The sequence below is a fragment of the Streptomyces sp. NPDC025638 genome, assembly GCF_055558775.1.
Genome location: NZ_JBVHLX010000009.1, coordinates 85,187 through 105,484 on the forward strand (window position 1 = coordinate 85,187; position 20,298 = coordinate 105,484).

Below are 20,298 nucleotides of genomic sequence, written 5' to 3' on the forward strand. Positions count from 1 at the left end.
AGTTCAGATCTGCGGGCATGAACTCAGCCGGGTCTTTCCAGCTCCACATACACCCTTGGATATGGGTCCGGCCGCTCACGGGACGTGTGGAGCCATGGACGTGCGATACGGCTGGGGTCAGCTGGACGTGGCCTTCGCACCGTGCCGGCAGACAGGCTTCGGGTTGTTGATCAGCGATGCGGATGCTCGGCCGTCGGGAACGCTGATCGGCGGCGCGACTCTCCTGGCCGGCCTCATCGTCATGACGGTGGGCCGGCTCGCCGGCGGGAAGAAGTCGTAGTCACGCTTGATGTCCCTATGGATGTCAAGCGGCGTCAACTGCCGCCTCGAACCGGGACGACTTCCGGCACCTGGTTCCCGACCTCGGCCGGCAGGACACCGAACTCCGCATCCTCCACCCTGCTCTTTTGACTCGTTTTCAGAGGCGACTTGCGAACCAGGTGCCACTATGTGATCAAATGAACTGATGCGTACCCCCCACATAAAGACGCATCATCCCGACCGCTCGGACGGACCTCCTCCCGAGATGGTTCCGCGCGGCCGCAATCCGTACGACGAACTGGCTTCGCTGGCGGATCATCCATGGGACGACTCGCTCGCCGAAGGCAGCACGGCGCCCCAACAGGACGAGGACGCCGACGAACCCTGGGCACCGCCCAACCACAGGCGCGGCAGCCGGCGCCGTAACCGCGCCACCGGCCTGCCCACCGTGGCGCGAGTCCTGGCCTGGGTGCTCACCCTGGCCTGCCTCATCACACTGGCCGACCGCTGGGCGGTGCTCTACGCCGAGCACAAGGCCTCCGAACGGCTCAAGGACGAACTGGGTCTCGCCGCCGCCCCCGAGGTACGGATCGGCGGCTTTCCCTTCCTCACACAACTGGCCGCACGGCACCTGGACTCGGTCCAGGTCACCCTTCCCGACATCCCGGCCGACCGGGTCACCCTCACCCAGGTCACCGCAGCGGCGGACGACATACGCATCGACGGCGACGGTCCCACCACGATCCGCGGCGCACTCATTCGGCAGATGCATGGCCGGGTACTGCTGTCCTTCGCTGACATGAACCGTGAACTCGGCGCCTCGCAGGTGGGTTTCACGGCCCACGGGCCCGGCCGCGTCCGAGCCGACGGCGCCCTGCGCATCGCGGGCCGCGAGCTGCACGTCAGGGCCGAAGCGCACGTCCGGCGTGACGGGGACCGCGGCGTCGCGACTTCTGTCGACGGCATACGGCTGGACATCGACGGTCTTGCCACATACCAGCCCGGAACCGGGCCCGCCGATGGCCTCCACCTGACCCGCGCCTCAGCGCGCCGTCTCACCCGGGAGGCCGAGAAGATCCGAGCCCTGTTGGCGGTTCCGGAGATCGTGCACCGCCTGGGCGTTCCCGACAGTGCGGTGCGTGCCGCGCTCCACGACGAGGACGAGCTCCATCGGCTCACCGGCGCGCCGCGCTTCCTGCGGAAACTGACCGGCGTCAACCTCGTGGACGCGGCACTCGCCCACCCAAGGCTGCTCGAACGGCTCGGTCTCGACCTGTCCCTGTTCAGCGCACTGACCAAGCTCACCCGCCCTCAGATCGCCGACCGTTTCTCCTTCGCCTTCCAGCTACCGAAGCCGCCTGCGGGCTCCCTGCACCTGCAGCGCGTGACAGTGGCCAAGGACGGCATCCGCGCCGATGTGTCGGGAACGGGCCTGCTCCTGAGCCGCTGACCGCGCCTCCGCGCAGGCGGCACCCCGTCGTTGTCGAGCGCCTCGGGGTGCCGGTGGTGGACACATCCACGGAGGTGCACCATGCGGCCGGCGGCTAACGGATGTCGGGCAGGTCTCGCAGTTGCCTGCGTGAGGTGAGGCCGAGCTTGCGGAAGATGTTGCGCAGGTGCGCGTCGACCGTCCGTGGGCTGAGGAACAGCTTCGCCGCCACCTCCTTGGAGGTGGCGCCGTCGGCGACCAGGCGTGCGATGTGCACCTCCTGCATCGTCAGCCGGTCCGATTCCTTCGACGTGCGGCTGCGGGCCTGCTCGCCCGTGGCGCGCAACTCGGCGGCGGCTCGCTCGGCGAACGCCTCCACGCCGAGGTCGGACAGCGGCTCGTGCGCCAGGCGCAGCGCGGACCGGGCGTCACGCCGTCGGCCCTGGCGGCGCAGCCACTCTCCGTACAGCAGCTGTGCCCGGGCGCGGTAGACGACCAGTGCGCTGCCGCCGAGCAGGCCGATCGCCTCCTGGTAGGCGGACTCGTCCTCGGTCACCAGGGCCCGCGCATATGCCTCGACGCCGAGACCCCACGCCTGCCGGCCCGCCTGCGTGCGCTCTTGGAGAGACGCGAGGGCCGCGGCGGCGACCTCCGTCTCGCCGCACCGCATGGCCGCCTCGACCAGTTCGGGCAGGGCAAGGCCCGCCGTGCCGACGGCGCCGTATTCGACCGCTTGCTTCGCCGCCTTGAGCGCGGCGCGGTAGTCGGCCAGGCCATTGCCGAGTACGGCCGTCGCCCACTGCACGCTCAGGCTCATCCGGTGATCCACCGAGGCGAACAGTTCGACGGCAGCGTTGCGCCGCCCGCGCATCGCGGCCAGGTGGAGGCGCGGATAGGCCAACGGTGCCGCGCCGGTGGCGTCGGCGATCGCCTCCTCCTCGGAGATGAGCTCCATCGCGGTACCGAAGTCGCCGGTGTGCACGGTCGCGGTGGCCTGCATGGCGAGGCCGATGGGCAGCGCGTGGAAGGAACCCGACTCTCGGCCGGCCGTGACGGCACGGGTGGCGATGCCGTGCATGGCGTCGAAGTTCCACAACTCGGTGGCCAGCATGAAGCCCAGTGACGGCCGCCTGGCCCACACCTCGGCGTCGGCGTCGCCGACGACCGGCCCGAGGATCTCCCCCGCCGCCGCATGCCCGTCGCCGACCAGGTTGATCAGGCCGGTCAGCACCGCCGCCGCGCCGGATACCGGCTCGTCCGGCGGCGGGGCCTTCCCGACGGCCTCCACCACGTGGTCGAGGCCGCCGAGAAGAAGGCCCATCTCGATGGCGTCCAAATAGCACTCCCGTGACCAGGCGGGGTCGGTGGCCGCCGGCCGGGCGGCGGCACGCAGGAGATAGGCCGTTGGGCCTTCGTCCCCCCGACGGCGGGCGAACGACAGCTTGCCGCGGAGCAGGTCGGCCCTGGCGGCCTGGCTCGGATCGTCGGTCCGGACGGTGCTGAGCAGTTCGGCCGCCGCGTCGAAGTCGCCCACCGAGAGCTTGGCCTGGACCGCGGCGAGGACCCGCTCGGTGCGTTGGACGGGGCTGATCGTGAGTGCGGCCGAGCGTTCGAGGAAGGCCGCGGCCGCCGCGACACCGCCGCGTTCCCGGGCGCGGGTGGCGGAGGCTTCGAGCTCGGCGGCGACCTGCTCGTCCGGGCCGGCGACGGCGTGGGCGCGGTGCCAGGCCCGCCGGTCGGGGTCGGCGACCGGGTCGGTCGCACTGGCCAACGCCTCGTGCGCCCTGCGTCGCTCCTCCGGCTCCGCGGCACGGTAGGCGGCCGAGCGGGCGAGGGGGTGGCTGAATCGGATCCGGGTGCCGAACTCGACCAACGGGGCGCACTGAGCGGCGGCGGTCGTGTGGATGTCCAGGCGTTCGGCCGCACTCCACAGCAGGCCGGGATCGCCGATCGGGTCGGCGGCGGCGACGGTCACCAGCAGCCGGGCCGCGGGCGGCAGGAGCTCCAGCCGGGACCGGAAGCTCTGTTCGATCACGCCGGGAACGGAGTCGGGCTGGGCGAACCCACCCGCCATCCCGGCGAGTCCGGCCGTCCTGGGAAGCTCCACCAGCGCGAGGGGGTTGCCCCGCGCCTCGGCCAGGATGCGGTCGCGCACCCGCTCGTCCAACGGGGCGCGGTTCGCCGCGGCCAGCAGCGCGCGTGCATCCGATTGGCCAAGACCCCGAAGCGCATGGCCGGGCAGCTCGTCCAGCTCGGGCAGGCTGCTCGGCTCGCGCGCCGCGAACAAGAGGGCGATCGGCTCGGCCGAGATCCGGCGGGCCAGGAAGGCCAGTGCCTTGGCCGACGCCCGGTCCAGCCACTGTGCGTCGTCGACGACGCACAGGAGCGGGCCTTCCCGCACGGCCTCCACCACAAGGCCCAGCGACGCGACGCCGACCAGGAACGGATCGGGTGTGCCGGTGTCGAGACCGAAAGCAATCTCCAGCGCCTTGCGGTGCGGCGCGGGCAACGCCATGAGCCGGTCGGTGACGGGCGCGAGCAGTTGGTGCAGCGCGGCGAACGGCAGCTCCGTCTCGAACTCCGCGCCGGACGCCCGCATGACGAGGAAACCGGTCGCGGCCTCGTCCGAGTGCCGCAGCAGCGCGCTCTTGCCGATGCCCGGCTCACCGCGCAGTACCAGGGCGCCGCCCCGGCTCTCCCGCGCCCCTTGGAGCAGGCCGTCGAGCCGCCCTATCTCGTCCTGACGGCCGATCAGCGCATCCGTGTATGTCTCGGGCATGTCGTGAACCTATGCCGTCATACGCCGCGGGGGAATCAAGGACCCCGGTCGCCCAGGGCCGTCGCACAGGGCGTCGTATAGGCCGCCCAGGGAGTCGTATAGGCGATGACTACCGACGCGAGCGACGGGCGCCCGCTGCGAGCGTCGAGCCATGACCCGCGCCGCACCACAACAGACCACCACCGGCTGGATACCGCTGGCGGTATTGGCCACGGCCCAGTTCCTGGTCGTGCTGAGCACTTCGATCGTGAACGTCGCCCTGCCCCGGATCCGGGTCGGGCTCGCCCTGTCGGACACCGGCCAGGCATGGACGGTCAACGCCTACGTACTGATCTTCGGCGCGCTGTTGCTGCCGGGCGGCCGCGCGGGTGACGTATACGGCCTGCGCCGCGTGTTTCTGCTGGGCCTCGGTCTGTTCACCGTCTCCTCGCTGGGCGCGGCACTGGCGCCCACGGCGATCGTGCTGATCGCCTGCAGGGCGGTGCAGGGAATCGGCGCCGCCCTGCTGGCGCCCACGGCGCTGGCTCTCGTGCTGACGCTCTATCCCGACAGGGAGCGGCGTGGCACCGCACTCGGAGTGTGGGGCGCGGTCTCCGGTGCCGGCGGCGCGGCGGGCGTGCTGCTGAGCGGGGTGCTCACCAGCCTCTATGGCTGGCGCGCGGTGTTCGTCGTGATGGTGCCCCTCGCCCTGGCCGTCCTGATGGCCACCTGGCTGCTGGTGGGGGCCGACCGGCCACGTGGCGGAAGCCTGGACGCATCGGGCACGGTGACGGTGACGGCGGGGCTGGTCGCGCTCACCTTCGGCCTGTCGGGGCCCTGGCCGCTCGCGGTGATCGGTCTGGCGCTGCTCGGCCTGTTCGTGGTGCTCCAGCGCCGCGCGGCCGACCCGCTGCTGCCTGCGCGCATGAGCGTGGTGGCGGTGCCCAATGTGCTGATGGCTCTGCTGGGCGCGGTCTGGCTCGGCCTGTTCTACTTCCTGCCCCTCTACCAGCAGCGCACCCTCGGCTACTCGCCCCTGGAAGCCGGGCTGACCCAGCTTCCTCTCGCCGTCATGATCACCCTCTCGTCGTGGGTCACCGGCAGAGTCTCCGGCCGCCCTGTGCTCCCCGTGGGCCTGCTGGTCCTCGCGGCCGGACTGGCCTGGCTGTCCCGAACCCCGGCCCACGGCACCTTCCTTGTGGACCTGCTCGGCCCGACGCTCCTCATCGGCATCGGGCTGGGGGTTGCCTTCGTCCGGCTCACCGCGATGTCCTCCACCGGCGTCCCGGCCGCCGACAACGGCCTGGGCGGCGGGCTGGTCAACGCCACCCGGCAGATCGGCGGAGCCATCGGCCTGTCCTTCCTGACCCTGCTCCCCTCCTCCGGCACGGCCTTCCTGGCCTGCGCCGCCCTCACCCTGCTCATCTCGGCTCTCTCGACGCGAAAGGCATGACCATGACCCTGGACAAGCCGTACATCAGCGGCCACTTCACCCCCGTCACCGACGAGATCACCGGGCACGAGCTGACGGTGCGCGGCACCCTTCCGCCCGAGCTGAACGGCCGCTACTTCCGCAACGGTCACAATCCCAAGCCCGGCATCACTCCCAGCCACTGGTTCCGCGGCGCGGGCATGATCCATGGCGTCCGCCTCACGGGCGGCCGGGCCGAGTGGTACCGCAACCGCTGGGTGCGCACGCCGTTCCTGGACGGCGTGCCGTTCACCGGAACCGAGCTCGAAGTCAGCGCCGCCGCCACCAACATCATCTTCCACGGGGGCCGCTACCTGGCCCTGCAGGAGGCCAACCTGCCGTGGGAGGTCAGCGCCGACCTCGACACGCTCGGCGTCCACGACTTCGGCGGCAAGCTCACCAGCGCGATGACCGCCCACCCCAAGGAGGACCCCGAGACGGGCGAGCTGCACTTCTTCAGCTACAGCCCCTTCCCGCCGTACCTGACCTACTACGTGGCCGACGCCTCCGGCGACATCGTCACGTCGGAGGTCGTCGACGGCTCCGGCCCGTCGCTCATGCACGACTTCGCCATCACCGGCGAGCATGTCGTCTTCATCAACTCGCCGGTGGTCTTCGACCATGCCGAGCACTCCGGCATCCCCTACCGCTGGCACGACGACGTCCCGTTGCGCATCGGCGTGATGCCGCGCGCCGGGGGCAAGGCCACCTGGTTCGAGGTGGCCGACCAGGCGGCGCTGTTGCACGTCGCCAACGCCTACACCGACGCACAGGGCCGGGTCGTCCTCGAAGCACCGCGCTTCGACCGTTCCGCCTGGGAGAACTCGTGGAAGTGGTGGGTCGGCGCTCCCGGTTACGGCACCAGCCCCGACGCCGGATCGACCCTCCACCGGTGGATCATCGACCCGGCCACGGGCAAGGTCACCACCGAGTCCCTCAACGACCTGGTCACCGAGTTCCCGTCGATCAACGACGCCCACACCGGTTCGGCCCACCGCTACAGCTACGCCATCGCCTTCCCCGGCGCGGGCCTGTCCGGCTACCACACCGTCAAGTTCGACACCTGTACCGGCCAGGAGAAGCTGCTCGCGCACGGCGAGGGCCGTATGCCCGGCGAGGCCGTCTTCGCGCCCGCCAAGGGCGGAACCGCCGAGGACGACGGCTATCTGCTCACCATCATCAGCGACCTCAAGGCCGACGCCTCGGAGCTGCTCGTCCTGGACGCGAGCGACCTGAGCACCGTGGCCGCCGTCGAACTCCCCCGCAGGGTGCCCGCGGGCATCCACGGCCACTGGATCCCCGACTCCGAACTGCCCGCCTGACCGGCCCCAGCCACCCCAACCACCCCAGCGTGCCTGGGCCGCCGTCTCTCCCCCACGGCGGCCCGCGCCCCCGGCACCGAGGAACCGCCATGACCCACCCCACGAACATCGACGAAAACGCCCCCGGCGTCGCCGACCACACCATCCGGATCGCCACTCCTGTCGAGCGGGTGTGGCAGTTGCACACCGGGATCGGCTCCTGGCCCGGCTGGCAGCCCGCCATCACCGAGGCCCGGCTCGACGGCCCCATTGCCCCCGGCACCACCTTCCACTGGGTGACCGCCGGCCTGTCCATCGACTCCACCAACTACGCCGTCGACGCCCCGCACCGCATCCTGTGGGGCGGTCCCGCGCACGGCATCACCGGCGTGCACAAGTGGACCTTCACGGAGGACGGCGACGGCGTCGTGGTCCGCACCCGGGAATCCTGGGCGGGCGCGCCGGTCAACGCCGACCGGGACGGCCTCGCCGCCGCGCTGGACGACTCGCTCAGCACCTGGCTCGACGCCCTGAAGAAGGCGGCGGAGCAGTGGCCGAGCGGCTCTTCCTCGTCCACCTGACACTGGCCTTCGGGCCGACGATCAACGGCAGTCTGCCGGGGCGCCGGGCCACAATGTCTGTCGGCTCCTACGCGCCTCAGCCTCGATCAACCGGGACAATCTCCCAGCATGAACTCTCAGTCCCCGTCGAGCCACTTGGGCGGACTGCTCCGCACCGTCGGGACATACCCGCGCCGTGCGCCGCTGACCGTCACCTACGTCTGCCTACTCCTCGTCAGCCACGCCTGGGTCGGCTACGGGCTGTCCGCCGAGCGGGCGACCGCCCTGTTGGGCCACCTCAGCACCAACCTGAACAATCTGCATGATCATCCGGTGACCGCCCTGCTTGGCAGCGTGCTGTTCTTCGACGGTTCGCTCACGAATGTCACCTCAATTGAATTCGTGGGGACCTTCATCACCCTGGGCCTCGGTGTCTGCTGCTTCCTGGCCTGGGTGGAGCGCCGGTGGGGGAAGCCGCCCGCCGTGGCCGTGTTCCTCGGCGGGCATGTCGCAGCCACCCTGCTCACCGCTGTCGTCGTCACTGTCGCACTTCGGCACGCCTGGTATCCGGCGGCCGTCCGGCAGGCTTCGGACTACGGGGTCAGTTACGGTGCCCAGACCGTGATGGCGGTCGGCACACTCGCCCTGCCCCGGCGTGGCCGCCTCCCCTGGGCGGTCTTCGTGCTCGCCTGGCCCCTCGGCGGTGCCGAGTGGCCCGGGCCGCTGCCGGACTTCACCACCGTCGGCCACCTGCTCGCGGCGCTCCTTGGTTTCGGGCTGGTGGCCGCCCCGGCATTCGGGCGGCGACGGGGCCAGGCTGCCGCGGTGCCCTCCCCTGCGCGTGGCTGCGGGCCGGTTCCAGACCGCGCCCCGACATCGACTTCACCGGCAGTCGAAGCGGAGACGTCCTCAGCGGACTGAGCCCCAGTGACCCGGAATTCCAACTTTCCTCTGGAATCTCACTCTTGACGACCACTCATGCGGCCTGAAAGATGAGCGACCGCCATGACAACGTTGTCCAAGCAAGGAAGCTGACGCCCATGAGATGGACTCAGCGCATACGCAGTGCGGTCGCGGCATTCGCAGTCCTCGGAGCTGCCTTCATCGGGCCTGCGGCAACCGCGGCCGAGGACGGCGAACTCACCGATCTCGTCAACCCGTTCATCGGTACCGAGAACGAGGGAAACACCTACCCCGGCGCGGCGGTGCCTTTCGGGATGGTGCAGTTCTCGCCGGACACCGGACACAACACCGGCTACGACTACTCCCAGAACCACATCCGGGGCTTCTCCCTCGTACATCTCTCCGGTGTCGGCTGCGGCCTGGGCGGCGACCTGCCGGTGCTGCCGACGACCGGCGACGTCACGGAGACGGATTACGCCAAGTACCGGGCCGAGTTCAGTCACGACACGGAAAAGGCAAGCCCCGGCTACTACAAGGTCGGGTTGAAGACCGGCATCGCCGCGGAACTGACCGCCACCGCGCGCACCGGCGTCCAGCGCTACACCTTCCCCGCCGGCGACAAGGCCAACGTCCTGCTGAACGCCAGGCAGTCACTGCATCGAAGCGTCTCCAGCAAGGTCGAGGTGCTCGACAACCGGACCGTGCGCACCACGATCACCGGAAGCGGCTTCTGCCAGGAAACCAAGCCGTACACCGTCTACACCATCACCCGCTTCGACCGTCCGTTCATCGCCCACGGCACGTGGAACGGCTCCACGGTCACCGACGGTTCGAGGACCGGCCGGGACGGCGCCTACGTCCGCTTCGACACGACCAAGGACCGCACCGTCGAGGCGACGACGGCTCTCTCGTACGTCGACGCGCACGGCGCGACCGTCAACCTCCGCGCCGAGGGCGGCCGTTCCTTCGACCAGGTCCGCGACGCCGCGCGGCGCACCTGGGAGAGCCGGCTCGACACCGTACGCGCACAGGGTGGCAGCGACACCCTGCGTCGCACCTTTTACTCGTCCCTGTACCGGTCCTTCCTGGCGCCCAACATCGGCGGCGACGCCGACGGCCGTTACACTGGGTGGGATCAAAGGATCCACCGCGCCCGGGGCTTCACGTACTACCAGAACTGGTCGCTGTGGGACACGTACCGCACCCAGACCCAACTCCTGTCCCTGCTCGCGCCGCACGAGGCCCGGGACATGGCGATCTCCGTCATCAGGATCGACGAGGAGAGCGGCTGGCTGCCGAAGTGGGGCTACGGCACGGTCGAGACGAACATCATGACGGGTGATCCGGTCACCCCGTTCCTCACCAACGCCTACCAGCAGGGCCTCCTCAAGGGCTACGAGGAACGGGCCTACCGCGCGCTGAAGAAGAACGCCGACGGAGTGCCGCCCGCCGACTCGCCGGCCGTGGGCCGCGAGGCCAACAAGGAGTACATCGCGGACGGCTTCGCGCCCTACATCAAGGGGCGCCTGCACGTGAAGCCCGGTGACTCCGACTACGACCACGGGGCGTCCGCGACGCTGGAGTATGCGCTGTCGGACGCCATGCTCGCCCAGATGGCGAGCGATCTCGGCCACGCCGACGACGCGGCACGCTACGCCGCCCGGTCCCAGAACTACCGGAAGATCTTTGACACCTCGACCGGCTTCTTCCGCGCGCGCGACACCTCCGGCGCGTTCACCGGCCCGGCGGACCCGGCGCGGAGCGAGGGATTCCATGAGGGCACTGCCTGGCAGTACCAGTGGCTCGTACCGCAGGACCTGCCCGGGATGGTCGGTCTGATCGGCGGCAAGCAGGCGGCCAACGACCGGCTGGACTCCTTCTTCGCCTACGACCGGCTGGTGCAGGACCCCGCGAAGACTGCTCGCGAGGTGTGGGTGAACGGCCCGTACGACTACTACAACGCGGACAAGTACAACCCGCAGAACGAGCCCGACCTCATCGCCCCGTACACCTACCTCTCGACCGGCCAGCCGTGGAAGACCACCGACGTCGTGCACGCCGCACTGACCCTCTTCACGGACTCCCCGACCGGCATGACGGGCAACGACGACCTCGGCACCATGTCCGCCTGGAACGTGCTGTCCTCGATCGGCATCTTCCCGGTGCAGCCCGGCCATGACACCTGGGGCCTGTCCACGCCCGCCTTCGAACGAGTCGACCTCCGGCTGGACCGCCACTACTACCCCCGCGGGGCGCTCACGGTGACGGCACCCGGCACCTCGGACGCCCGCCGCTACATCCAGTCGGCGTGGGTCGACAACGCGCCGTACGGCCGAACGTATCTGACGACAGACGCGCTGCGGCACGTGCGATCCCTGGCATTCACGGTGGGCACCGACCCGTCCGGCTGGGGAACGGGGGCCGAGGACGGCCCGCCCCCGCTGCACTGAAACCAGGCGTGATCCGGTTCGTGTGTCATTGTCCTCGGCGAGCCAACTCCGTGGCCATGCGTTGCATGACCGTGCGGTTGGCGCGCCGCATCGTGGTCCGTACGACCGGGGCGAGCAGCCGGTCGGCGAGAGGAGCGCGCACCCAGCCGTACGTGAACGCAACGTGACTCCCTCCGGTTCGCAGCGGTTCGATGGTGTAAGTGCCGTGGGCCAGGCGTCGGCCGGCCGCGCTGACGTTGCGTTCGACGATGCGCCGCGGCGCGTCGGCGCGCCGGTCCCGGTCCGATCCTTGCCCGGACTCGGACTCGGACTCCGTCGCCACGACCCCACTGTGGGCGAAGTCGAAGAACTGAGCGTCCGGGCTACGAAAGCGTAGGTCTCCGGCGCCAGAACGAGTACGTCCGTTAACGCAAGCCGGTCGCCGACCGATCCGACAGAGGTAGCTCCGCATCACCTTGGGGGCGCCGGGGCCCGGGCGACGGCTGTGGGGTCGTCATCCGGGCCGGCTCCCATGGATCAGGCGGTGCGTCGGTGCGTCAGGAAACCTTGACCGCGCTCCAGGCCGCGGCCACGGTGGCGTACTCGGGGCTGGTGGCGCCGTAGAGGTCCTTCGCCGCGTTCAGAGTGGCGGTGCGGGCGCCCTTGTAGTCCGTGGTGGAGGTCATGTAGACGGTCAGCGCCCGATACCAGATGGCGGAGGCCTTCTGGTTGCCGATGCCGGTGACGGTGGAGCTGTTGCAGGTGGGGCTGTTGTAGGAGACGCCGTTGATGGTCTTGGCGCCGCTGCCCTCGCTCGCAAGGTAGAACCAGTGGTTGCCGACGCCCGAGGAGTAGTGCACGTCGAGGCGGCCGACCGACTTCGACCAGCAGTCGGCGGAGCGGCCGTCCAGGGACGGCTTGTCGAAGCGGCGCAGCCACGGCGGGGTGGACTGGTCACCGAAAAGGTAGTCGGGTGTGTCGACCGGGTTGTTGGCGTACCACTCGACCATGGTGCCGAGGATGTCGCTGGTGGCCTCGTTCAGGCCGCCGGACTCACCGCTGTAGCGCAGGTTGGCGGTGGCCGAGGTGACACCGTGTGTCATCTCGTGGCCCATGGTGTCGAGGTCGACCTGCTCCGGATCGGTGCTGCCGTTGCCGTCGCCGGTCATCATGCAGAAGCAGGAGTCCGACCACTGGGCGTTGTCCCAGTTGGTGCCGACGTGGACGAAGACGGTGGCGCCGCGGCCGTCGTTCTTGATGCCGTTGCGACCGAAGGTCGTCTTGTAGTAGTCGAACGTCTCCGCGGTGTTGGCGTGTGCGTCGACGGCGGCGGTGGCGCGGTCGGTGGAGAACTTCCTGCCGTCGCCCCAGATGTTGTCCGCGTCGGTGAACAGGGTGCCGGAGGTGCTTTTCAGGGACGAGGACGAGAGATTGTGCGCGTCCTTGGTGATGTGGCCGCGTACGGGGTCGACCAGGGCGAAGGTGCCGTCGGCCTGCTGGGTGGTGTCGATGCTGACGTCACCGGTGTACTCGGAGTGGCCGGTGCCGGTCGCCTCGCGCTCGACGTCGTAGTTCTCGATCGCCGCGCCGGTGGTGGCGTCGGTGACGAAGACCTCGCCGTGCGGCTGGCCCTTGTCACCCACGCCCTGCACGGTGGTGCGCCAGGCCAGGCGCGGGGAACCGTCAGCAGCCCATACGATCAGCTCGGGGGTGGACTTGGCGTTGCGCACCAACCCGTGCGAGCGCTTCAGGGCGCCGGCCGCGGTGCCCTTGGCGTCGACGGCGGGCGCGACGGACTTGAGCGCCACTTTGTGGGCCTTGGCGCGGGCAGATCCCTTGAACGAGCCGTCGGCGTTCTGGTGGACGACGAAGTCGCCGCCGACGACGGGAAGGCCACGGTAGGTCCGCGCGAAGCGGACGTGCTGGGTGCCGTCGGCGTCGATCACGACGTCCTTGACCTGGAGCGACTGGCCCGCGCCGAACCCGAAGGTGTCGGCGTGCCGGGTCACGTTCGCCTTGGCCTGGGATATCGCCGCGTCGCGGACGGAGGAGCCGCGCTGCACTGCGTTGGTCTGCGAGTGCGCAGGTATGGCCATCGCACCCGTGGTGATGACGCCGGCGGCGACCATCGCGGAAAGGGCAAGATAAGGACGGGACATGACGGGGTGATTCCTTCGCTCGTCGTGGGGTGACGACGTCCTTGGACGTTGACGCGAAGTGTTCAACAGGTGACATGTCCCTGACGTGACTTCATCTGGGATATAGCTGCCGAGCTATAGGGCTTGGGGACCGTGACCCAGCCGGTCACCTGCCCTCGCCGAGGGCGAACTCCCCTCCCCCGTCCTCCCACCAGGCCAGATACTGCGGCCGCTGCTGCACCAGCGACAGATAGGCGGTCAGCAGACGCTCGCAGGCCGCGTCGGCGAGCTCGGGCGGAACCGATTCCGTATTCCAGGCCAGCAGCAGCCGCCGGTGGAACGGGACGTCCACGAGCGGCCGCTGCACGGTACCCCGCGCGGACACATCGGCGGTCGGCCACACCCCGCAGACGGCACGCCGGCCGGCGACCAGGATCTGCGCCACGGACAGGTCCGACGTCACATGGGCGATGCGCGGAGTGAATCCCGCCGACTGGCAGGTGAGATGAAGATACGCGTACACACCGCTCTCGTCGGCCTCCGGCATGACCCAGTCCTCACCTGCCAGCTCATGGAGACCGACCAACTCGCGGCGCGCCAGCGGGTGGTCCTCGGCGAGCAGGACGAAGACCGGCTCACGGAGCAGTGTGCGCGTCGCCACCGACTCGCCGACCGAAAGGGGGAAGCCCGGGAACTCGCCGAACACCGCGATGTCGCATTTCGACAGGCTCAGCGATTTCACCAGGGTATGCACGGAGCGGCGGGCATCGATGGTGAGCCTTCGTTCCGGGACGAGTTCGAAGAGGGCGGAGACCAGCAGGGACACCAGAGCGCCGGCGGTTCCGCCCGCCCTCAGCGGGGCGGTGGCCTGTCTGTCCGCCTCGGCCGCCGAGCGCGCGTGCTCGCGAAGCCGGTCGAAGCCGACGACGAGGTCACGGGCGCAGCGCAGAACGTACTGTCCGTTCTCGTTCGGCTTCACCCCATCGGCACTGCGGATGAAGAGCGGGCCGCCCAACTCGTGTTCGATCCGCTTCAGCTGAGCACTCATGGCCGGCTGAGAGAGCTGCAGTCGTGCGGCGGCCTTGCGGATGCTGCCGGCCTCGGCGACAGTCAGCAGGACACGGAGGTGCCGGAACTCGAGGTGCATGAACATTCCCCGCTCAACGCGGAGGGACCCGTCCACCCCCCGTGACCAGCAGAACCAGTTGCCCGACGGCATGGTGACCAAGAATCCGACGGACCCGTGGGGGCGGCAACCACGGGACGGTAAAACCTACATGCGAACGCGGCGGTGGCGTGGCTGACCAACAGGCGATGTACGGGCGTCAGGGGTACATGGGGGCCCAAGCAGTCAGCGGCAGCGGCGTAAACGCAGTCGCCCTCGTCCGGAACGGCCGGCGCAGGTCAGAGGCCGCCGGTGTTGAGCAGCCGGTTGGGAGTGTCGGAGCGGACGCCGCGCACGACACCGCGGGTGGCCGTGTGGTCGAGCCAGACGTGGACCTGGTTGGCCGTGGCGTGCGGGTGTGCCGACAGGTACAGCGCGATCACGCCGGTCGCATGTGGCGCGGCCCATGACGTCGCGCCGTCGTTCTCCGTGGTCGTACCGCCGCCGGCGAGTGCGGCGGTCACCTTCTGGCCGGGGGCGTACAGGTCCACGCACCGTCCGTACCCCGATCCGTAGGAGCCGCCGTCGCTCCACACGCGGTCGTTCGAGGTGGAGGCCGCCACGACGATCGTGCCGGGGACGCCGGCCGGGGAGTGTTTGCAGGCGTCGTCATGGAAGTTACCGGCCGACACCACCGTCGGGATCCCCGCGTCGACCATCTTCTTCACGGCGGACTCCAGAGCCGCCGACCGGTGGTCGAGGTTGAGCGACATGTTCACCACCGCAGGCCTCTGCGCGTGCGCGGTGACCCACTTGACCGACTTCACCAGGGCCGCCTCGGCCGCCGCCGGGGAGCCACCGCCCTCGCTCTCGCACAGGATGCCCTGGACCCGTACGAGTTCCGCCTTGGGCGCCACCCCGTACTTCGCCCCGCCGATGATGCCCGCGACGAACGTTCCGTGGCCGGTTCCCGCCTCGCTGAAGCAGTCACCGGAGTCCTTCGGGCCCACGAAGTCGGCGCCGAGGTGGGCGCGTCCGCCGAACTCCTTGTGGGCGATGTCCATCCCGGTGTCGATCACGTAGACATGAACGCCCTTGCCCGTGGCGGTGGTGGTGAACTTCCCGTTCAGCGGCCGCGACCGCTGGTCCAGGATGTCCAGGTTCCAGGGTACGTGCCGGGTGATGGACGACGCCCCGGCCTGCGCGATCCCGGACAGCTTCCCCACAGCGCCGGGAGATGTCGGCGACGAGCCGGACGACGCCCCGTCCCCGGAGGGCGCCACGGACTCCCCCTTCCCGTGCGCGGGGAGCTTCTTGCCGCTCCCTCCGGCCGCCGCGCCGGCTTCCCCGCCGCAGGCCGAGGCCCCGAGCACCGTCGCCATGGCCACCACCATGAGACCGGCCTTCGTCACTTTCCGTGTCACAACGCCCCCCGCGTTCCTGTTTTGTGCACAGTCAGCGCACAAGACGACCGCAGGAGGCGGGCGGTTCCAGCCAGGCGTGCAAGTGGGTGGGCGGAAGGGTCGGTCGGTCCGTCGGTTCACGCCCTCGGCGGACTGCAGCCTGCATCTACTCTGCGGCCGTGTGTTCCAGGATCGCGGAGACGATCGTCGTCCAGTCGACTCGCTCGACCCCGTGACCGGCGTCCTTGAGAGTCAATGGCCTTGCCTCGGGGATCTGTTCCGCGAGTGCCTCACCGTGCCGGAGCGGGAACATCGGATCGGCGGTCCCGTGAATCACCAGCGTGGGCACGGCGATCGAGGACAAGGGCACTTGCGAGAGCTCGCCGTCCGCAAGCGAGTCGTGGTTGCGGGCCGCGGTGAAGTCGTGCGCGCGCTCGACGTCGCGACGGACAAGGCTGCGCGCGGCGGTCTCATCGAACGTGCGCCGACCGCCCGCGAGCAGGCGCGCGTAGGCCACCCGGTAATCGATCACCGAGTCGGTATCCGACCAATCGACGTGCGCGTCCGAGACGAACCGCGTGAACTCCTCGGTCGGCGGAGGAAGCTCGGGGTCGCCGGGCACGGCGGAGGATGTACTGATCAGGACGAGTGAGAGGACGTAATCGGTGTAGTCGAGCGCGAGCCGCTGCGCGAGTGCCCCTCCGGCCGAGACACCCACGACGTGCGCTGCCGGGATCTCATAGGCGTCGAGCACGCGTGCGGCGTCACCGACCAGGTCGGCGCCGGTGTATCCGGGACGGCCCGGCTCGTACGTGACCGATCGGCCGGTGTCGCGGTGGTCGTAACGGATCACGAAGCGCCCGCCCTCGGCGAGCATCCGGCAAAAGCCCTCCTCCCACCAGAGCATCGAAGCCCCGATGCCCATGATCAGCAGAATGGGTGGATCCGACGGGTCACCGAAGGACTCGGTGCACAGCTCGATGCCATCCGCCTCGATGACGCGCTCGGCCATCGCTTCTTCTCCTCTCTTTCCCCCTCCCCTCCCTGTCCCATAGTGCCCATGTGCCGAGGCAGCGGTCAGGCGGAAGCCCCAGCAGATGAGTCCGTGCCGTCGCTGATTCGTCTGACTGGAGCGTTCCACGCAGTAGATCCGTGTCTCAGAAGCGGGGGGCTTCCGGTGTGTGCTGTGGCGTCGGGACGATGCGCTGGTTCACGCCGGGGCTCTGGCGTCCGGACGTCGTGCAGGTGACGTCCTGTGCCGGGAGCTTTCCGTTGCTCAGATAGGCGTTGATGGTGCGGTTGGCGCAGGAGCGCGGGTCTTCGGAGTAGACGCCGTGGCCCTCGCCGCCCTTGACGTACACCATGCGCGAGCCCTTCAGGGCGTGGTGCATGCCGAGGCCGCTGGTCAGGGGGGTCTGGGAGTCCCACTGGTTCTGGACGGTGAGCAGGCCGACGTTGTTGTCCACCGCGGTGACCGGCTCGGCGGGCCTGTCCCAGAACGCGCAGGGCGTGATGTTGGAGCCGAAGTCGCCGTAGAGCGGGTACTTGGCCTTGCCCCGGATCGCGTCGCGCCGGTACTGCTCGGGGTCACGCGGCCAGGCTGCGGTGTCGCCGCAGACGACGGTCCAGAAGACGGCGGAGCCGTTGTCGGCCGGCGGCTGGGCGGCGCGAGCCGGGGACCGGCGCGGTCCCTGCCGGTCGTCCGGCACGGAGGAACGGTGGGAGGGGGCATGGCCGTCGGCGGCCCTCTTGAGGTCGACGACCGCTTCGGCGGCAGACTTGGGGGTGAAGAACTCGGCGCGCAGGCCGGCACGGATGTCGTCCCCGGTGCGCTTTTCGCCACCGACGTCGATGGGAGTGCGGTCGGCTCGGGCGATCAGGTCCCAGAACGTCTTCTTCACCTTGGCCGCGGTGTTGCCGAGTTTGTAGGTGCGGTGGCGCTGTGCGGTCCACTTCGTCCAGCGGGTGAAGGCAGGCTCGGAGCCCTCCGCCCAGACCTGGATCATGCCGCGCCAGACCCGTGCGGGGTCCACCGCGCTGTCCAGCACGAAACGATCGGTCCGCTCGGGGAACATCTGCGCATAGACGGCGCCCAGGTACGTGCCGTAGGAGTAGCCGAGGTAAGAGATCTTCTTCTCGCCCAGAACGGCGCGAATGACGTCCATGTCGCGGACGGTGTTACGGGTGGTGAAGTACGGCAGCCTGTCGCCGTTCTTGGCACGGCACTTGTCGGCCACGGTCCGGGCCCACTTGACGTCGCGGCTGAACGTTGCCGACCTGTAGGGGTGTTCGATGTTCTGCTGCGTGGCTGTGAGACCGCACGTGAGCGGGCTGCTGCGGCCGACGCCGCGCGGGTCGAACCCGATCAGGTCGTACTGCTCGCGGACCTTCTTGGGCATCGTGTCCTTCATCATGGCCGGCATGTCCAGGCCTTCGCCGCCCGGACCGCCGGGGTTGAAGAAGATCGCGCCGTGCCGCTTGCCGGGGACACTGGTCTTCATACGGGAGATGGCCAGTTCGATCGTCTTGGAGTCGGGGCGGCTGTAGTCGAGCGGGACCTTGATCGTCGCGCACTGGAATGCAGCGGGCATTGATGCGTCGCATCGGTGCCAGGCGGGCTTCTGGTTCTCGAATCTCTGCAGCGGTTCCGCCGCGGATGCCTGCGCCGGGGCAAGGGCGGGGATGAGCGTCGCCGTGACCCCCACAGCGAGCAAGGGCGCCATGCGTCCTATCCGCACGATGGCCGTACCTTTCTATCAACTTCCGTGACGGTACGACGATTTCGTGTCGGCGGTGGCGGGCGAATCCATCTGCAGGGCGGTCTTGCTCCGACTCCCGGCGTACTCAGAAACAGACGTGCGGATGAGAACCCAGACGGACTGATTGCCATCCGCACCGTCCGATGCCGCGTGCGGTTACTCCGACTCTCGCTGCGGGCGCCACGTGCCGTCCAGCGGAATGCCGGCCGCCGCCGCGAGCCGGTTGCGCGACTCCAGCAGTCGGGTCCTGGGCGCCGCCAGATCCACGTACGTCATCATGAAGACGCTCTCCGCCGACGGGATGTGACCGCCGCGAAGCTGTCCGCGCGCCGGCAACCGCTGCCGGAGCGTGGGCGGCGAGCCGGTCACAGCGTGATGGTGCCGCGGATGTGGACGATGGCGGCGCCGCTGACCCAGACGGTGCCGTCCTCACCGGCGGTGATCTCGATGCTCCCGGCCCGTCCCAGACGTGCGCCCTGGGACACCCGGTAGGTGGAGGGTGCGGCGCCGGTGGCGGTGAGCCACTGCCCGACGGAAGCGTTCATGCTGCCGCACACGGGGTCCTCGGGCGCGCCTGCGCCGGGGGCGAAGGTGCGCATCTCGAAGTCGTGCTGGGAGCCGTGGGGGTAGGCCCCGATCGCGCCGACCATCGCGGTGGGGATGAGGGAGAGGTCGGGTTCGAGGGCAAGGACCTCCACCGCTGTGGGCAACTGGATCACTGCCCAGCCGGGTCCGTTGTCGACCCACTGGTGGGCGAGGACACAGTCACGCGTGATGCCGAATGCGGCGACGATCTGGTTGAGATGCTCGTCGTCGAGCGCGCCGTCGCGGATCAGCGGCGGGGCGGCGGAAGACAGAGTGCCGCCCTCGCCACGGCGCACTCTGACCAGGCCCGCGGCGCACTCCTGCACGATGCGGTCGGCGTGCCGCGGCATGCCGCCGCCCTCCAGCCAGGCGCGCGCGGAGCCGAGGGTGGGGTGCCCGGCGAACGGCAGCTCCCCCTGGGGTGTGAAGATGCGCAGCCGGTAGTCGGCCTCCGGGGCGGTGGGGGGGGCAGCACGAACGTGGTCTCGGACAGATTCGTCCAACGCGCCAGGCGCTGCATCTCCTCATCGGTCAGGTCCGTCCCATCAAGGACGACCGCGACCGGGTTGCCGGTGCAAGGGCTCGTGGAAAACACGTCGACCTGCATGAACGAGCGTGTGCGCGGCATGGTCGTCGAGGCCCCTTCGGCAGCGACTGCAGAGGATTCTGCGCGTCCCACACGTCGGCGGTAGCAGGTCCATCCCAACGGGCGCCCGTGCGGCCAGGACAGGGCCGGTCACGACAAAGTGGACTGATTGGCCGGGCTTGAGGAAGAGGCCGGGAGCAGAGCCATGAACGCCACCGTCCCGCTTACCGCGCGCCGGTGGATGTGACCAGGAGGCTGTCGACAAAGGTGTGGGGCGGGTTGAGGTCGCGCAGGGCCTCACCGGCACAGTGGGCGGGGTCCTGGTCCCAGACGGTGAGGTCGGCGAGGCGGCCGGGGATGAGGGTGCCGCGCAGGTCCTCCTCGCCGCACAGGCAGGCGGCCTGGATGGTGTGCAGGGTGAGGGGTTCGTCGTAGGTGATGGCGTGTTCGGGGCCCTTGGTGCCGATGACGGTCTGGCGGGTGGTCATGCCCCAGACGGAGCGCATGGCGCCGAACCGGCCGACGGGGAAGTCGGATCCGGCGCTGACCTGGGCGCCCAGGTCGAGCCGCGGGCGGGGAAGAGGCGGGCGACGCGTTCCGGGCCCCAGAA

At 69.7% G+C, this 20,298-nt stretch carries 16 protein-coding genes and 2 pseudogenes; 7 read left to right on the forward strand and 11 right to left on the reverse strand.

What is annotated here, in order from left to right; genetic code table 11:
* The first annotated feature begins 94 nt into the window (after positions 1 to 94).
* Positions 95 to 280, forward strand: coding sequence for a hypothetical protein (locus ACZ4EG_RS23540; protein WP_467791950.1), 186 nt, complete (start codon positions 95 to 97; stop codon positions 278 to 280).
* Between the two features lie 186 nt (positions 281 to 466).
* Positions 467 to 1,711: an LmeA family phospholipid-binding protein gene (locus tag ACZ4EG_RS23545; protein WP_467791951.1), complete on the forward strand. Its 1,245-nt coding sequence runs from the start codon at positions 467 to 469 to the stop codon at positions 1,709 to 1,711.
* 94 nt (positions 1,712 to 1,805) lie between these two features.
* On the opposite strand, the gene ACZ4EG_RS23550 is transcribed toward ACZ4EG_RS23545, so the two are convergent.
* Complete coding sequence (locus tag ACZ4EG_RS23550; protein ID WP_467791952.1) at positions 1,806 to 4,469, reverse strand: ATP-binding protein; 2,664 nt, start codon at positions 4,467 to 4,469, stop codon at positions 1,806 to 1,808.
* A 151-nt stretch (positions 4,470 to 4,620) separates the two neighbouring features.
* On the opposite strand from ACZ4EG_RS23550, the gene ACZ4EG_RS23555 reads away from it, so the two are divergent.
* From ACZ4EG_RS23555 to ACZ4EG_RS23575, 5 genes are all read left to right on the forward strand, one after another.
* Entirely contained in the window at positions 4,621 to 5,901 is a 1,281-nt protein-coding gene (locus ACZ4EG_RS23555) for an MFS transporter (RefSeq protein ID WP_467791953.1), read from the forward strand.
* Positions 5,898 to 7,241, forward strand: coding sequence for a carotenoid oxygenase family protein (locus ACZ4EG_RS23560; RefSeq protein ID WP_467791954.1), 1,344 nt, complete (start codon positions 5,898 to 5,900; stop codon positions 7,239 to 7,241). Before ACZ4EG_RS23555 ends, ACZ4EG_RS23560 begins: the two co-directional genes overlap by 4 nt.
* An 89-nt stretch (positions 7,242 to 7,330) precedes the next feature.
* Positions 7,331 to 7,801, forward strand: coding sequence for an SRPBCC family protein (locus ACZ4EG_RS23565; RefSeq protein ID WP_467791955.1), 471 nt, complete (start codon positions 7,331 to 7,333; stop codon positions 7,799 to 7,801).
* A gap of 108 nt (positions 7,802 to 7,909) precedes the next feature.
* A complete protein-coding gene (locus ACZ4EG_RS23570) occupies positions 7,910 to 8,701 on the forward strand; it encodes a rhomboid-like protein (RefSeq protein WP_467791956.1) in 792 nt (263 codons plus the stop codon).
* 119 nt (positions 8,702 to 8,820) lie between these two features.
* On the forward strand, positions 8,821 to 11,133 hold the full coding sequence (locus ACZ4EG_RS23575) for a GH92 family glycosyl hydrolase (RefSeq protein ID WP_467791957.1): 2,313 nt from the start codon (positions 8,821 to 8,823) through the stop codon (positions 11,131 to 11,133).
* 25 nt (positions 11,134 to 11,158) lie between these two features.
* Here ACZ4EG_RS23575 and ACZ4EG_RS23580 read toward each other — a convergent pair.
* From ACZ4EG_RS23580 to ACZ4EG_RS23625, 10 genes and pseudogenes are all read right to left on the reverse strand, one after another.
* Positions 11,159 to 11,401 (reverse strand): annotated as a pseudogene (locus tag ACZ4EG_RS23580) (SRPBCC family protein); the annotation flags it as partial.
* Between the two features lie 268 nt (positions 11,402 to 11,669).
* On the reverse strand, positions 11,670 to 13,271 hold the full coding sequence (locus ACZ4EG_RS23585; RefSeq protein ID WP_467791958.1) for a M4 family metallopeptidase: 1,602 nt from the start codon (positions 13,269 to 13,271) through the stop codon (positions 11,670 to 11,672).
* Between the two features lie 145 nt (positions 13,272 to 13,416).
* Positions 13,417 to 14,397 (reverse strand): LysR family transcriptional regulator, encoded by a 981-nt coding sequence (locus ACZ4EG_RS23590; RefSeq protein ID WP_467791959.1) that lies wholly within the window; start codon positions 14,395 to 14,397, stop codon positions 13,417 to 13,419.
* 257 nt (positions 14,398 to 14,654) lie between these two features.
* Positions 14,655 to 15,767: a S8 family peptidase gene (locus ACZ4EG_RS23595; RefSeq protein ID WP_453549140.1), complete on the reverse strand. Its 1,113-nt coding sequence runs from the start codon at positions 15,765 to 15,767 to the stop codon at positions 14,655 to 14,657.
* A 157-nt stretch (positions 15,768 to 15,924) separates the two neighbouring features.
* Entirely contained in the window at positions 15,925 to 16,770 is an 846-nt protein-coding gene (locus tag ACZ4EG_RS23600) for an alpha/beta fold hydrolase (RefSeq protein ID WP_467791960.1), read from the reverse strand.
* 145 nt (positions 16,771 to 16,915) lie between these two features.
* Positions 16,916 to 18,481, reverse strand: coding sequence for an alpha/beta fold hydrolase (locus tag ACZ4EG_RS23605; RefSeq protein WP_453549417.1), 1,566 nt, complete (start codon positions 18,479 to 18,481; stop codon positions 16,916 to 16,918).
* Between the two features lie 192 nt (positions 18,482 to 18,673).
* The gene (locus tag ACZ4EG_RS23610; protein WP_467791961.1) at positions 18,674 to 18,886 is read right to left on the reverse strand and encodes a hypothetical protein; all 213 of its coding nucleotides are present in this window, start codon (positions 18,884 to 18,886) and stop codon (positions 18,674 to 18,676) included.
* Complete coding sequence (locus ACZ4EG_RS23615) at positions 18,883 to 19,605, reverse strand: PhzF family phenazine biosynthesis protein (protein ID WP_467791962.1); 723 nt, start codon at positions 19,603 to 19,605, stop codon at positions 18,883 to 18,885. Before ACZ4EG_RS23615 ends, ACZ4EG_RS23610 begins: the two co-directional genes overlap by 4 nt.
* Positions 19,606 to 19,622: 17 nt before the next feature.
* Positions 19,623 to 19,730 (reverse strand): annotated as a pseudogene (locus tag ACZ4EG_RS23620) (phenazine biosynthesis protein PhzF); the annotation flags it as partial.
* A 182-nt stretch (positions 19,731 to 19,912) separates the two neighbouring features.
* Entirely contained in the window at positions 19,913 to 20,194 is a 282-nt protein-coding gene (locus ACZ4EG_RS23625) for an amidohydrolase family protein (RefSeq protein WP_467791963.1), read from the reverse strand.
* Positions 20,195 to 20,298: the final 104 nt, after the last annotated feature.

What these genes read in the sequence shown, in the direction of transcription:
- ACZ4EG_RS23540 (WP_467791950.1), top strand. Translation starts at nt 95, where the DNA reads ATGGACGTGCGATACGGCTGGGGTCAGCTGGACGTGGCCTTCGCACCG.
- ACZ4EG_RS23590 (WP_467791959.1), bottom strand. Translation starts at nt 14,397, where the DNA reads ATGCACCTCGAGTTCCGGCACCTCCGTGTCCTGCTGACTGTCGCCGAG.
- ACZ4EG_RS23555 (WP_467791953.1), top strand. Translation starts at nt 4,621, where the DNA reads ATGACCCGCGCCGCACCACAACAGACCACCACCGGCTGGATACCGCTG.
- ACZ4EG_RS23560 (WP_467791954.1), top strand. Translation starts at nt 5,898, where the DNA reads ATGACCATGACCCTGGACAAGCCGTACATCAGCGGCCACTTCACCCCC.
- ACZ4EG_RS23585 (WP_467791958.1), bottom strand. Translation starts at nt 13,271, where the DNA reads ATGTCCCGTCCTTATCTTGCCCTTTCCGCGATGGTCGCCGCCGGCGTC.
- ACZ4EG_RS23570 (WP_467791956.1), top strand. Translation starts at nt 7,910, where the DNA reads ATGAACTCTCAGTCCCCGTCGAGCCACTTGGGCGGACTGCTCCGCACC.
- ACZ4EG_RS23550 (WP_467791952.1), bottom strand. Translation starts at nt 4,469, where the DNA reads ATGCCCGAGACATACACGGATGCGCTGATCGGCCGTCAGGACGAGATA.
- ACZ4EG_RS23625 (WP_467791963.1), bottom strand. Translation starts at nt 20,194, where the DNA reads ATGCGCTCCGTCTGGGGCATGACCACCCGCCAGACCGTCATCGGCACC.
- ACZ4EG_RS23575 (WP_467791957.1), top strand. Translation starts at nt 8,821, where the DNA reads ATGAGATGGACTCAGCGCATACGCAGTGCGGTCGCGGCATTCGCAGTC.
- ACZ4EG_RS23600 (WP_467791960.1), bottom strand. Translation starts at nt 16,770, where the DNA reads ATGGCCGAGCGCGTCATCGAGGCGGATGGCATCGAGCTGTGCACCGAG.
- ACZ4EG_RS23605 (WP_453549417.1), bottom strand. Translation starts at nt 18,481, where the DNA reads ATGGCGCCCTTGCTCGCTGTGGGGGTCACGGCGACGCTCATCCCCGCC.
- ACZ4EG_RS23545 (WP_467791951.1), top strand. Translation starts at nt 467, where the DNA reads ATGCGTACCCCCCACATAAAGACGCATCATCCCGACCGCTCGGACGGA.
- ACZ4EG_RS23565 (WP_467791955.1), top strand. Translation starts at nt 7,331, where the DNA reads ATGACCCACCCCACGAACATCGACGAAAACGCCCCCGGCGTCGCCGAC.